The following is a 13,364-nucleotide window of genomic DNA, read 5'->3' as shown; positions in this document are numbered from 1 at the left end:
ATTTATATGATATAAAAATAGGAAGGCTCTCGCCCTCCTAAAGCCGTTTATAAAAAATTAACGAATTTGTGCTGCGATGTCTTGGTCAGTTTGTTCAACGATATCAGCAACTTTAATCAACTGAGCATTAATGTCTTGAAGCAATTGTGCAAATTCTTTAATCTTTGGAGACAATTCGTTGAATTGTTGTTCAAAACTATCGAATGCAGAACCATCCCAGTTTTCAGAGATAACTGCTTGTTCACGAGTTAAGCTTGTAAGCACTTGATCCACACTTTCTGAACCTTCTGTGTAACGTTGTGCTGAAGCACGCAATTCTTCTGGAGTCAATTTAATTAAAGCCATGAGAATCTCCTTTTTTTATTAATGATAATATTATTGTACCAATAAATGAGTTTAGTTTCAAGCTTTTTATTAGAAATAAATCTATTTTTCATGAAAAACAGAAAATTAAAGCCAATCTAAACTAGATTTTAGTTCAAGATGCTAGTATCAGTTTATTTTCAGCTTTAAAGGCTTACTTTCCAAGATATAAGCGTCTCTTAAAACCCTAATTCTTTAAAAACAATTTGAAAATCTTCTATAAGTTGAGTCAGGCTAGCTGTCACTTCTTGACGTGTTGTGTTATTTTTCACAGTTACCTGATTGCTTTCGACTTCACTTTCACCTAGTGTGATAAGGATTTTAGCATTAAAGCTATCAGCTGACTTGAACTGGGCCTTAAGCTTGCGGTCTAGGTAGTCCCGCTCTGTTGCAAATCCTTGTGCGCGAAGAGCCTGTACCAGCTCCAAAGCACTGCCATTGGCGTCAGTCCCTAAAACAGCGACATAAACATCCAAACCAGCCTCAATCGGCAACTCCACTCCCTGCTTATCCAACACCAGAAGTAAGCGTTCCAAGCCCATGCCAAAGCCGACAGCCGGTGTTTCCGGACCGCCAAAGTAGGCAACCAGCCCGTCATAACGGCCACCAGCACAGATAGTCAGTTGGCTACCAGCCACCTCTGTCGTAAACTCGAAAATCGTGTGGTTGTAGTAATCCAGTCCGCGAACCATATTGGTATTAATGACATAAGGAATCTGCAAGGTCTCCAGCATGGACCGAACAGCCGCAAAGTAAGCACTGCTCTCTTCATCCAGATAATCTAGGATTGACGGTGCACCTTCTACTGCCACCTTGTCTTCGGGCTCTTTGGAATCCAGCACGCGCAATGGATTTTCCTCCAAGCGACGTTGGCTGTCTGCTGAGAGACCAGCCTTAAGCGGGGTCAGATAATCAATCAAGGCCTGACGGTAAGCAGCTCTGCTCTCAGGATTTCCCAAAGAGTTGAGCTCTAAGTTAACATTTGTGATACCGATATCCTTGAAAAATTGGGCAGCCATGGCAATCATCTCTACATCTGTCGCAGGATTATTAGAACCAAAGCACTCCGCACCAATCTGGTGAAACTCCCGCAAACGACCAGCCTGAGGCCGCTCATAGCGGAACATAGAGCCCATATAGTAGACCTTGACCGGCTTTTGCACCTCAGGGGCAAAAAGCTTATTCTCTACATAAGAGCGTACCACAGGCGCTGTCCCTTCCGGACGCAGCGTGATATGACGATCCCCCTTGTCATAAAAGTCATACATTTCCTTGGTCACGATATCTGTCGTATCTCCGACCGAGCGACTAATTACCTCATAATGCTCAAAAATCGGCGTGCGGATTTCGCCGTAATTGTATTTTCTAAATGTCTTGCGGGCAAAGTCTTCCACATACTGCCACTTGGCAGATTCCTGAGGAAGAATGTCCTGTGTTCCTTTGGGTTTTTGTAATTTCATCTTCTGACCTCCGCCTTCTTTAGTACCTATATTTTACCATAAGTCCATCATTTTGAGGAGCCAAAAGAGGATTTTTCCTCCATAAGGACTAAATCCCTTTTCATTTACTAAAAATTTCTTGAAAAATTGTCAGAATTATGAGAAAATAAGACCAATTCAAAATAGGAAGAAGGACCGAGAATGAGAGAGGATATCAAAATCAACGACCGCGCTGCAGCCATCCAAGAGGAATTAATCAAGAAACTCGAAACCATCTACGATCCCGAGGTCGAGCTGGACGTCTACAATCTCGGGCTCATCTATGAAATTAACCTCGATGAGGCTGGTCACTGCAAGATTGTCATGACTTTTACTGATACAGCCTGCGGCTGTACCGAAACTGTTCCTATCGAGATTGTCGAGTCTCTCAAGAAAATCGAAGGCATCGAAACCGTCTCTGTTGAAGTCACTTGGTCCCCCGCTTGGAAAATCACCCGTATCAGCCGCTTCGGCCGTATTGCGCTGGGGATTAGTCCGAGATAGACTATCTCTGCTTAGCTAGTTTTCTAGCCTCATTTATCCCATTAAACGACTTTCTAAACCTAACAAAAACAACCGCCCGAAACATTTTCGAGCGGTTTTGTCATCTTATATAGTATTGCTTACTTTTTACCTGTCTCTTCTGGTTTCCAAAAGTCGGTAACAGCACCTTTGGCTGCAGAAGATACCAGATGGGCGTATTTGCCCAGCACTCCGCGGCTGTAAAGCGGTGGAATAGTCGTTTCTGCCTTGCGTTTCGCGAGCTCTTCATCAGAGACTGCCATGGAAATTTCCTTGGTGTCTTGGTCAACCGTGACCATATCGCCAGTGCGAAGGTAAGCAATCGGCCCGCCATCCTGAGCTTCCGGAGCAATGTGCCCAACAACCAAACCGTAAGTACCGCCTGAGAAGCGGCCATCTGTCAGAAGAGCCACCTTGTCTCCTTGACCTTTACCTACGATAATAGAAGAAAGTGACAGCATTTCCGGCATACCAGGTCCACCCTTTGGTCCAACATAGCGAACCACGACAACATCGCCATCTACTACTTCATCAGCCAACACCGCATCAATAGCAGCCTCTTCTGAGTCAAAGACCTTGGCTGGTCCGACATGGCGACGCACCTTAACACCAGAAACCTTGGCAACAGCGCCGTCTGGAGCCAGATTACCATGCAGGATAATCAACGGTCCATCTGCCCGCTTCGGATTTTCAAGCGGCATGATGACCTTCTGACCAGGTGTTAAGTCAGCAAAGTCGGCCAAGTTTTCAGCCACGGTCTTACCCGTACAAGTAATGCGGTCACCATGCAAGAAGCCGTTAGCCAAGAGATATTTCATGACAGCGGGCACCCCGCCGACATTGTATAGGTCTTGGAAGACATACTGACCAGATGGTTTCAGATCCGCCAAATGCGGCACGCGCTCCTGAATAACATTGAAATCATCCAAGGTCAGCTCCACATTCGCCGCATGGGCAATGGCTAACAAGTGCAGAGTAGCATTGGTAGAGCCCCCTAGAGCCATGGTCACTGTAATGGCATCTTCAAAGGCTTCGCGGGTCAAAATATCAGATGGTTTGAGCCCCATTTCCAACATCCGAACAACTGCTCGGCCAGCTTCCACGATATCGTCTCTCTTATCTTGAGATTCTGCTGGGTGAGAAGAAGAGCCAGGCAAGCTCATACCTAGAACTTCAATAGCTGTTGCCATAGTATTAGCCGTGTACATACCGCCACAGCCACCAGGGCCAGGGCAGGCGTTACACTCGATACGGCGTACTTCCTCAGCAGTCAAATCGCCATGGTTCCACTTCCCGATACCTTCAAAGACAGAAACCAAATCAATGTCTTTCCCGTCAAGATTTCCCGGTGCAATGGTTCCTCCATAAGCGAAAATAGCTGGAATATCCATGTTGGCGATAGCAATCATGGAACCTGGCATATTCTTATCACAGCCCCCGATAGCGACGAAGGCATCCACATTGTGTCCGCCCATGGCAGCTTCGATAGAGTCTGCGATGATGTCACGAGATGTTAGTGAAAAACGCATACCAGGCGTTCCCATGGCAATCCCGTCCGATACTGTAATCGTACCGAACTGAACCGGCCAAGCACCTTGTTCCTTCACTCCTTCCTTGGCCAACTTACCAAAGTCATGCAGGTGAATGTTACAAGGTGTATTTTCCGCCCAAGTCGAAATCACCCCGACAATCGGAGTCTCAAAGTCCTTATCCGTCATCCCCGTCGCCCGCAGCATGGCACGGTTGGGAGATTTGACCATACTGTCATAAATCTTGCTTCTGTGGCGTGTATCTACCTTATCTGTCATGTCTTTCCCTTTCCTTGCTCTATTTCTTGTAACCCTTATTATAGCACACTTTCACCCACTTTTACAGAGGAAAATTTTTAAATTTTCAGAATTTTTGAAAAACAAGAACCCGTGTGCCAGCCTCATCTGCCAAGCAACAACCCTTTAGCAACTAGCTCTGCCATTCCCAAAAAGAAAATCAAAAAAATCTGTCAAGTAACTTTACTTTACAAAAAAGATTTGATATACTGTTAAAGTTGATGAAAATCATGAGATTGCATCGAATTACATTCTAAAAGGAGAAACTAAAATGGCAGTACCTGCACGTCGCACCTCAAAAGCGAAGAAAAACAAACGTCGTACACACTACAAAGTAACAGCTCCATCTGTAAACTTTGACGAAACTACTGGAGATTACTCACGTTCTCACCGTGTATCCCTCAAAGGATACTACAAAGGACGTAAGATCGCTAAAGCTGCTGCAGCTGAATAATAGAAGGGAGATATCATGCGCGTAAATATCACACTTGAGCACAAAGCATCTGGTGAACGCTTGTACCTTACTTCTAAAAACAAGCGTAACACTCCAGACCGTCTTCAATTGAAGAAATACTCACCAAAACTTCGCAAACACGTCGTGTTTACAGAGGTTAAATAATTGAGATAAAGAAAAGCCTATGAAATCAACGTTTCAAAGGCTTTTTTCTTTTGATTTTAGCAAAATAACTGAATTTTAACTGATTATATCACTTTAGGAGTGCAATAACAGATATAATGGTAGCAATGATGGAGACTATCGTAGCAACGATAGAACTTATGGTATTTGTCTTTGTGTAATTTATCTCTGTAAGCATATTCAAATAGGAATAATTTTCTTTAATTACATTTCGATAATATGACAAATTTTTATGAAATAAATTTTCTAGCTGAACTTCGTCATTTGATACAAATATAGTCCAAGAATCTTCAAAGTCTTTTTTAAAATTAGAAATATCTATTCTGTTTTCTGACTCCGATAGGCTTTGTATCTTTTTCAAAAGGTTTAAAAAATTCTTATTAAACATTATGTTCTTTCTTCCTGATACATATTTCGAAAAATCTCTTTCAAAAATGTGAAGCTCTCGCTCTCCAAATAATAAGTAATAGAGCTCGTTCCCATATTGCGATATAGACCCTAAAATACTAAATCTAGGAATGAAATTATTTCCTGAGTATAGAACATAATCACTATCATTAAAACTATTTGAAATATAGTAATTGCCTTTTTTATTATATAGACTATAACTAATATCCCCGAAGTATATTTTATCTATATCAACTTTGTCTTTTCGAAAAGCAACTGTTAGATTAATTAATTTGTTCATTTTCCCATTTTCGCTATATAAAAACGTAGTTATGTAATGTTGACATATCAAAGAAGGAAGTTCATTTGTCATCTGATCAATAGCTAGATAATTAAGCTTATCGTCCTCATCATCCAGAATATACCAATTAATGTAATCTTTTTTACTCAAGTTTTTGATATTATCAGAAATAAATAATTGAAGATTAGACTCTGTCAATACTTGTTTGAAATGAAATCTATATTGAAAAATAGCATAATAATTATTTACCGTCGCCCAACTTATTTCAATACTGCTGAAAAATTTATCTCCAATTATCTCAATTTCAGCAAAAATTCCGACTCAATGCCTTAAATATTCTAAATGGACATAGTCGTATTTTTTAAATATAGTAGGTTTTTTATAATAATTTTTCACTTTAAATTTCGACTTTGGCAACGAATATAAACGCTTCGTTAATTTATTAACACCCTCATTTGAAAGTGTATCTAAAATAATAAACTCGCCAATTGAGAATTCATCAAAATAGTCTGTCCGTGTCCTCCATTCGGGACGTTTTTCTTCAATGTACTTTTTATGAAATTCTAATCCTTCCTGCTCATGTCTTTGATAATAAGATTGATATTCTTCTGTTGCAACTATTTTTAAATAATAATCAAAAAACTTCTTAGCTTGTCTATTTATCATACCTACACCTAATTGATACTTTATATCACTATCATATCATTTTTTGAATGAAACCGAATCAATAACCACAACTATTACTCATTTTATGATTTTAGCTAAATCTATCATGGCTTGTTCAATCTTATGTTTTCCTTTTTGCATGACATGAAGATAGATTTTTTCTATCTCTCTACTATCTTCTGAATGTCCTACAAACTCTCGAATAACGTTTAGGCTTACATTCTTATCAGCCATGACTGAAACAAAGCTATGTCGAAACATGTGAGGAACTATATGAATAGGTCTACCAAAATCTACTAAGTCATCAATATCTTTATAAGGTTTTCCGCTTTTCTTATTATACTTTGCCGACTGGCTAGCTCCACCTCTTAAGAACATTGAAATTTCTGTATGGTACATGGGGCTACCTTGTTGATTCTTGCCTTTAACGTAGATTCTAGTAAATATATAGCCCATATCTTTATAAGTTGGATTGAATTCTGCTTGAAACTTATTTCGTTCAATATACTTCAGTAAGATTTGTTCTACTTTTGGTGACATTGGGATAGTTCTAACACTTTCTTTAGTCTTTAGAATTGCTCTATATCGTTCCTTCTCATCACGTAAACCTTCCTCTGCCATTTCTTTGTCAGTCTTATTATGGCTTGCCCTCTGCCAATGAACCTTAATGAGTTTATTCTTGAAATCTAGAACATCTTCATTCAAACCTAATGCCTCACTCGGTCTCATACCTGTCAAGTAGATAATTCTGAGTACATCAGCAACTAATTCATTATTATGTCGCTTAGTCCAGTTTTCAATAATCTTAAACACTTGGTTAGCCTCGTCAACTTCAAGATATTTTTCAGCTATATCTTCCCTAAGTTTCGCCTGCTCCTCTGCACTTGTCAGCGTCTTACGTTTAACCCTCTTATTCAGAATAGGGTGTTGCAACGCTGTCAATTCTCCCTGTTCTACCGCCCAATCAAATATCATCTTAAGATAGATATGAATATTCTTTGAAGTTCCCTCACTTGTATTATTAATGATAGCTTGCATTTTTTCCTGTTCCATACAGAACTGTTTAAGGCTCATATTTTCATTGAAATATGGGGAGATATGCTGATTATACACACTAACTCTAGTCTTTAGAGTATTCTTGGCTGGCTTAACACGATTGACCCACCACCTAAAAGCTAAACCGTATAATTCGTTATTTTCATCATACGGTCTAGCTATATCTTTGAGGCATAAAGTTTTACTAGGCTCTAATTCCTTTGGTTTCTCTCCAGTCAAATCTAATATGGTTTCATCAATCATTTCATTTAATAATTTTGAAACTTTTGTAATCAGCTGACTATTTTTTATATCGGAAATAAGTAACTTCTCTTGTCCCTTACTGTCTTTTCCTGTTGGTGTTGCCTTAGTCGTATACCACCCTTTATTTTCTCCCCCTGTAAGATACTTATAACGACTTTTGGTTATCAAAGGGTGAGTATATCTCATTGCAAATTTAACAAGCACATTACCTTTTTTAAACGGGTCTGGTTTCCATTGATAAACAGTTAAAACTCGAGTAGTCTTACCTACTTTCATTTTTACCCCCTTATACTAAGCTATTACTGCCTCATTTTCATGAAAAATCTTATAATCAAACCAATCTTTAAATACTTCTGCATGAATAAAGACATTTCCGTGTGTTCCACAAATTCCAAAAGAATATGGACTGTTTCTCATTTGGCGAATGTAGTGATCCAAAGTTGGTAGTTTCATGCCCTTCCAAAGTTCATCTAAGAACTCTTTTTTCCGATACCAATTTTTAGTCAAATCATAATCTGACTTTGTCTTTATCTCTATCATTGAATACTTTCCTTTCTTCTGTTATAATCTAGTTAGTTAATTTTTAGAGGCGACTTGTTTTCAAGTCGTTCTTTTTTCTCCCCATAATGGGGAACTAGTCTGTTCTCGAATATACTGCTCTATATCCTTTTCATCATTACAGGTCAGCTTTGATAAACCTTCTTTTAGTAGTCCTTGAATATAGGATTCAGCTTCCTCGACATCATAGGCTTGATACTTTGCTATATAGACTTTTGCCAATGTTTTGGCTACCTGTTTCTCTGTCCAAGCCTCTGACTTCCGTAGCGTGGGTTTAGTCCTTACAACACTCAAAACCGTCTGATTTTCAGTCTTGAGATAATCTAACCACCACTTGACCTTTTTTCTTCTCCAACGGTTGCTATCTGTTTCGTTAGGACGAACAAAACGATAATGACCATTTATAGCCTCAAAATAGATAGATGATAAAGGACGCTTTAGAAACAACTGCTTCGCAATAATATTGGCTTTTTCCTGCCAACATCTAAGTTCCGCACGAACCCAATATTGGCATTCTACGAGCTCTTGCTTGCTTAGTTGCTCCATAAGTTTATTATAGATACACCATTGCTGATTCCCTCTTGAACCTATGGCAACTGTCTCCCCTACTCGCTCCCCATTTTCTAAGACCGCTTTTTCATGATACTCAAAATGTTTTGCTTTCGAGATACATAATCCTTTCTTGCAATAGTCATATATTCGTTGAACATCTAAACTACCGTCAAATATATCGTGGGCAATATCTAGTCTAGTAAAGTTGGCATTATGATAATATAAACGACTTATTAAAGCAATCCAATTGTTTTCGTTACCTTTCAAAAATTCTTCATATTGACGACAACCTTGCCCTTTTAATTCGATAAATACACCCATAGAAAGCCTATCTTCATTGAAATATACTTTTATCTCTGAGCAGGCATAATGTCGCTGATACTTATTTATTCCCCAATTATTTAATGTGAAATCTTCTAAAGGAATTAAAAGAATATCAGTCAAAACACTTTCTGGAGGAATATTTTTAACGGTTACTGCGAAATAATCAATTCTGACTGTATTCATAGGGTTATGCTCCTAGAATTTTAATGTCCTCACATACTAATTTAACACCAGCCCAGTTACTTCGTGCCATGTTCCAAGCTAAACGAACTTTCGGCTTAACTAACTCAATCGGAACATTCAAAAGTGATTCATTTTGAGCAAGTGTAGCGACCTTATCTACATTACCTACAATTTCTAGATTGATAGCTTTCAAATCATCAGTAGAAATTCCCATTTCAGTTAGCACTTTAACCTTATCGGCATCAAGTGCAGTACAAGCAATTTTAGTTACTTCTTCAGTCTTGATTTTCTCGCCATTAACATCGTTATACCTGTTATTAACTTTAGCAGATAGTATAACTACTTTTTTCGGAATATCAAATTGTGACATATCCAAATCAAGAGTTCCAATCTTAAGGGTTGTGTCTGTCATGTTATAAGTCATAATATAACTCCTTTTTCTATTCAAAAAATCATATCCTACACGAAAATCACTCTGAACCTCACTCCCACAAAGGTTTAAGGAAAACAAGTACAACCGACAACGACCAACCCCTTACGTATCAAGGGTTTAGCCACCATTTCATGTAGGTGTGTGCCCCCTATTAGTACTGGGGGTATTTTTCTGACCTCCTGCAAAGCAGTCGGTAGGCTCTTTCTCCCTAGCGAAAAGAGGAACGCTCCGCTCGATTCTGCCCCTGGGCAATCGTCCCTATTTCGCTAGTCCGAAAGACCTCATCTTTTCACCTCAAATTTTTAGGACATTTGATTCGTTTCCTCCGTTAAATAAAGTTGTAGTTCTTTGATAAAATCAAATTTAGTTGGATTGAGGTAAGGACTTTCCCAATATTGTGCGATTTCCTTACCTGAACCTTGCATATAGAGATAGCCTGCTCCTTTTTCTTCAACAGGTTTTAACTTATCTGGGATAGCCGAACCAAATACCATGCGATAACCTTCGCTTGAATTTGCTCCTAGGGCAATCCTCAAGCCGAGATTATCTCTCAAATCAGTATTTAACGTCTCTGAACGCATTTGCTGGGCAGAGATAAGAATAAATACTCCAGCTTGTCGCCCTAGTAGAATGATTTGCTTGATGCCGTCCATGACTTCAGCGATGACTTCTTTTGATTTTTTATCTGTTCTCGACGCTTGAAAAGCACCCATTTCATCAAAAATCAGCCAGACAGGTTTAAAGCCATGGTCTGAAAAGTTTGAGGCATATAGAAAATTATCACGCATATATTGATATCTTTCTAGCATTTCTTCGACTACTAAACGTACAATGCGAGCGATGTTGTTAGGTGTGGTTGCTACATATTTTTCTCCAAAGTAATGTGACAAGCTACCTAGGTCAGAATTTTTAGGGTCTGCTATATAAATAGTTGATTGCCGTTTGAGAAATTCTAAAATTAAGGACGAGATAAAAACCGATTTCCCCGAACCTGTACCTCCTGCTACGAGTATATGTGGCACTTTTTCAGGATTATAGGTTATGCCATATCCTAGCTCTATATAAGGGTTATCTATCTCTTCTTTTTGGTTGTGAGATTGTAGAATTAGCCTTTCTGGTTTTTTGTAGTAAAAGTGATACTCTACAAAACTAGGGCGAATAATTTTTTCTTCCAGCTCTAGGTCTAGTGCCCCTGCAATTACATCATCAAGCAACTGGGCTTTTTTGGAGAACTCGTCCCCTGTGATAAGGGCTTTGACCAAAATATGACCTTCTTTTTCATCGAGGGTATATTCTAAGACAGCAGACCTAATAATTTTCTCATAACCCGTGCTATTCTTAGCAGTAGTGTAAATTCGATTGGTATACAAAACCCACAACAATCTCTCGCGAATTAGCAAATAATTTTCAAGATTATATCTTAGTGATTTTAACTTTAAATGGAATTTATAAATTACAATTCCAGTTAGCACAATAAGCAAAGTTTTTATAAAATCAGGAAACCTAGTATTTGTTACAACAAAAATCGAAGCGATACCAAGGCTAAATAATAATGCCCAATGAAAACGTCTTAATCTTACACTCGATAAAAAGGAGCTTTTTGTGAGATCTGCTGTTTGCCTTATTTTAAACATTTAGACACCCTTTATTTTATCTATAAACTCTTTTAGCAAATCATAGATTCCTATGAGCTTGATTTTTGTGAAATAGTAGGTAGAAATAAGCATTGAAATACACCCAATAAAAAGGGAAGCATTTGAAAGAAAACGCCCTTGAGGGAGTATAAAAACTCCTATGCTAGCTAATATTACAAATATTAGAAGGAATACATATGTTTTAAAATTATCACTCATTTTGTTACCTCTTCCTTCTTCGCCTGATTATCATCTTTTATATTTAAGAAATATGTGAGCCAAAAGATGATACCACCCGAAACCATGACATTCATTAAAGCATTCAGAACTGGGTTATAGCTTTTTAGCAGGACTTCAATGTAACACATTAACCCTGCGGAAATAATAAAATAGATAATAAATAGTACTTTATACAACTTGACCATAAATTAAAATTCCTTTCTCATTGTATTTTATCTAAAATCAAGGGGAAGGTACTCTCCCCTTTAAAAAAATCATACGTAAGACTTCGCATGTCTGTGAGTCTTTCCTGCAGAAATATCATCCATCATTGTTGCTCCGTCCGCATAGTGATTACGGTTAGAAGCGTATGCCAATTTCTTAATGACATCAATTCTAACTTTTTTAAGTTCAAGAGAAGTATTTCCTAAAAGTGCATTCTTTATTCTTACTATATTAACCGAACTCATACTCAATAGAGTTACATCTCCTTCAAGAGCATTTGCCTTTCTAAGCATACATTTTATTTGCTCTGGTGTTGCTGTTTCAATGAAATCAATTAGATTTTTAAACATGTTTATACCTCGTTATAATTATAATTAATTTGAAATAGAAGTTTGCTATGTACTATACGACTTTAATTTTGAGTAGGTGAAGCTCTTGCTCTCATTTTTCTTCCCTCCTTATTTGTAAAATACGTCTGCATAACATAGACATTTATACTATTTATATAGGTCTCCAAACTTCAAAGACCTGTATAAAATACTATAGAAATAGTTTTTTATAATAAGCAAATACTAGTAACTTAATAACATAACTCATTCTTACTTGTCGTACCATATCATCACTTTTAAAGAGAGTCTGGTATTTCTCTAACTCAGAAATAATATTATTTTTTAAGTACAATCTTGGAGTTAGCGTGCCTATCTCCATATCCTGCTTTACTGTCGTTACTTTCATTTGACGTGCCAAATCAATCCACTCGGATTGAGTATAATTCTTGGTCTCTTGAAACGCTTTTTCAATCACACTTGAAGAAGATACTTTGAAAAATGTGGTAATAGAAACGGCTCCCAAAAGTGCATTCTTTTGTTCTAACTTTTCCATGATTAGACGCTCAATTTCTTCCATATCCTCTTCTTCAATCGATGAATCTAAGTCTTTCTGTACCTCTGCCTGTATACACTCTAACCAATATTTTGTTTCATAAGCCAGTCTAATATTCATGTAGGTTCTATTCATATTCTTCCTCCTGTCTTTGTTATATAGACATTTTAACACTTTTGTTTTTAGAAGTCAACACATAACTGAAAAATAACTGATTAAATGTCATATAAGCTATTATTCTCTACATATCACTCGCTTCCTATCGAATATAAAACCTCTAAAATCAACATTTTTAAGTATCTCTATATCTATCTAAGACTACATCTTCTTTACAGAGGTTAAGTAAGGGTTCACTACGAATCAATACAGAAGGAAAACGCTGATTTCAAGCGTTTTTTATTTTTCTTGAATTCAGTACATCGCAATATAAATCAATCGAATCACTACCTTTTTCACTACCTTTTTAGATAAATACGTATCCTTTGGATATTTTAGTAAAGTTTTTAGATAAAGGAACACTAAGTAGACCGATAAAAACTGCTATGATTAAATATATAATCCAAAACCTATTACGTTTGATACTTTTCATTTGTTTCTCAACACCTTGTATTTATTATCCGAATACTTTAAAGACATCTCTGAAAATACCGAAGCAAGATTCAATGTTCTCTTTTCATCATATGGAAAATCAATTATTTCCATTATTTTATTTGATATTAAATCTACTGTTTCAATATGCTCATCAAGGTTTGAACCGCACCCCAAAAGTTAGACAGAAAAAATCTAACATTTGGGGTGTTATTTTTATGAAATTAAGTTATGAAGACAAAGTCAAAATCTATGAGTTACGGCAAAATGGTGAAAGTATTAAGTCT

16 protein-coding genes and 1 pseudogene are annotated in these 13,364 nt (G+C 37.5%); 4 read left to right on the top strand and 13 right to left on the bottom strand.

From position 1 onward, the window contains the following. Positions 1 to 57 precede the first annotated feature (57 nt). Both AC5FEC_RS06210 and hisS read right to left on the bottom strand, forming a co-directional pair. Positions 58 to 345, bottom strand: coding sequence for a WXG100 family type VII secretion target (locus tag AC5FEC_RS06210; RefSeq protein ID WP_037618154.1), 288 nt, complete (start codon positions 343 to 345; stop codon positions 58 to 60). A 197-nt stretch (positions 346 to 542) separates the two neighbouring features. Next, complete coding sequence (hisS, locus tag AC5FEC_RS06205) at positions 543 to 1,823, bottom strand: histidine--tRNA ligase (protein WP_493661646.1); 1,281 nt, start codon at positions 1,821 to 1,823, stop codon at positions 543 to 545. Between the two features lie 180 nt (positions 1,824 to 2,003). On the opposite strand from hisS, the gene AC5FEC_RS06200 reads away from it, so the two are divergent. Continuing rightward, positions 2,004 to 2,345: a metal-sulfur cluster assembly factor gene (locus AC5FEC_RS06200; RefSeq protein ID WP_217472956.1), complete on the top strand. Its 342-nt coding sequence runs from the start codon at positions 2,004 to 2,006 to the stop codon at positions 2,343 to 2,345. 119 nt (positions 2,346 to 2,464) lie between these two features. On the opposite strand, the gene ilvD is transcribed toward AC5FEC_RS06200, so the two are convergent. Next, complete coding sequence (ilvD, locus tag AC5FEC_RS06195) at positions 2,465 to 4,171, bottom strand: dihydroxy-acid dehydratase (protein WP_493661645.1); 1,707 nt, start codon at positions 4,169 to 4,171, stop codon at positions 2,465 to 2,467. Between the two features lie 289 nt (positions 4,172 to 4,460). Here ilvD and rpmF point away from each other — a divergent pair, with 289 nt between their 5' ends. Both rpmF and rpmG read left to right on the top strand, forming a co-directional pair. Further along, on the top strand, positions 4,461 to 4,643 hold the full coding sequence (gene rpmF / locus AC5FEC_RS06190; RefSeq protein ID WP_000290416.1) for a 50S ribosomal protein L32: 183 nt from the start codon (positions 4,461 to 4,463) through the stop codon (positions 4,641 to 4,643). Positions 4,644 to 4,658: 15 nt separating this feature from the next. Next, positions 4,659 to 4,808: a 50S ribosomal protein L33 gene (gene rpmG / locus AC5FEC_RS06185; protein WP_003026692.1), complete on the top strand. Its 150-nt coding sequence runs from the start codon at positions 4,659 to 4,661 to the stop codon at positions 4,806 to 4,808. Positions 4,809 to 4,896: 88 nt separating this feature from the next. On the opposite strand, the gene AC5FEC_RS06180 is transcribed toward rpmG, so the two are convergent. From AC5FEC_RS06180 to AC5FEC_RS06135, 10 genes are all read right to left on the bottom strand, one after another. Continuing rightward, positions 4,897 to 5,664: a hypothetical protein gene (locus tag AC5FEC_RS06180; RefSeq protein WP_493661644.1), complete on the bottom strand. Its 768-nt coding sequence runs from the start codon at positions 5,662 to 5,664 to the stop codon at positions 4,897 to 4,899. Positions 5,665 to 5,835: 171 nt separating this feature from the next. Beyond that, positions 5,836 to 6,180 (bottom strand): hypothetical protein, encoded by a 345-nt coding sequence (locus AC5FEC_RS06175; protein ID WP_493661643.1) that lies wholly within the window; start codon positions 6,178 to 6,180, stop codon positions 5,836 to 5,838. Positions 6,181 to 6,258: 78 nt separating this feature from the next. Beyond that, complete coding sequence (locus tag AC5FEC_RS06170; RefSeq protein WP_493661642.1) at positions 6,259 to 7,755, bottom strand: tyrosine-type recombinase/integrase; 1,497 nt, start codon at positions 7,753 to 7,755, stop codon at positions 6,259 to 6,261. Between the two features lie 15 nt (positions 7,756 to 7,770). Next, positions 7,771 to 8,019, bottom strand: a complete 249-nt coding sequence (locus tag AC5FEC_RS06165) for a hypothetical protein (protein WP_032461248.1) — start codon at positions 8,017 to 8,019, stop codon at positions 7,771 to 7,773. A 60-nt stretch (positions 8,020 to 8,079) separates the two neighbouring features. After that, on the bottom strand, positions 8,080 to 9,096 hold the full coding sequence (locus AC5FEC_RS06160) for a replication initiation factor domain-containing protein (RefSeq protein ID WP_048785821.1): 1,017 nt from the start codon (positions 9,094 to 9,096) through the stop codon (positions 8,080 to 8,082). Between the two features lie 4 nt (positions 9,097 to 9,100). After that, the gene (locus AC5FEC_RS06155; protein WP_048785823.1) at positions 9,101 to 9,520 is read right to left on the bottom strand and encodes a hypothetical protein; all 420 of its coding nucleotides are present in this window, start codon (positions 9,518 to 9,520) and stop codon (positions 9,101 to 9,103) included. A gap of 311 nt (positions 9,521 to 9,831) precedes the next feature. Next, positions 9,832 to 11,163, bottom strand: a complete 1,332-nt coding sequence (locus AC5FEC_RS06150; RefSeq protein ID WP_048785824.1) for an FtsK/SpoIIIE domain-containing protein — start codon at positions 11,161 to 11,163, stop codon at positions 9,832 to 9,834. Further along, positions 11,164 to 11,382: a hypothetical protein gene (locus tag AC5FEC_RS06145; protein WP_048785826.1), complete on the bottom strand. Its 219-nt coding sequence runs from the start codon at positions 11,380 to 11,382 to the stop codon at positions 11,164 to 11,166. A gap of 275 nt (positions 11,383 to 11,657) precedes the next feature. Next, a complete protein-coding gene (locus AC5FEC_RS06140) occupies positions 11,658 to 11,957 on the bottom strand; it encodes a hypothetical protein (protein ID WP_150204746.1) in 300 nt (99 codons plus the stop codon). 190 nt (positions 11,958 to 12,147) lie between these two features. Then, complete coding sequence (locus tag AC5FEC_RS06135; protein WP_048785833.1) at positions 12,148 to 12,624, bottom strand: hypothetical protein; 477 nt, start codon at positions 12,622 to 12,624, stop codon at positions 12,148 to 12,150. 347 nt (positions 12,625 to 12,971) lie between these two features. On the opposite strand from AC5FEC_RS06135, the pseudogene AC5FEC_RS06130 reads away from it, so the two are divergent. Continuing rightward, positions 12,972 to 13,364: pseudogene (locus tag AC5FEC_RS06130) on the top strand (hypothetical protein); the annotation flags it as partial.

It is taken from the genome of Streptococcus sp. STC1396 (assembly GCF_058933875.1).
Note: the sequence above shows the minus strand (reverse complement) of the source record. Positions and strands in the feature narration are given on the sequence as shown.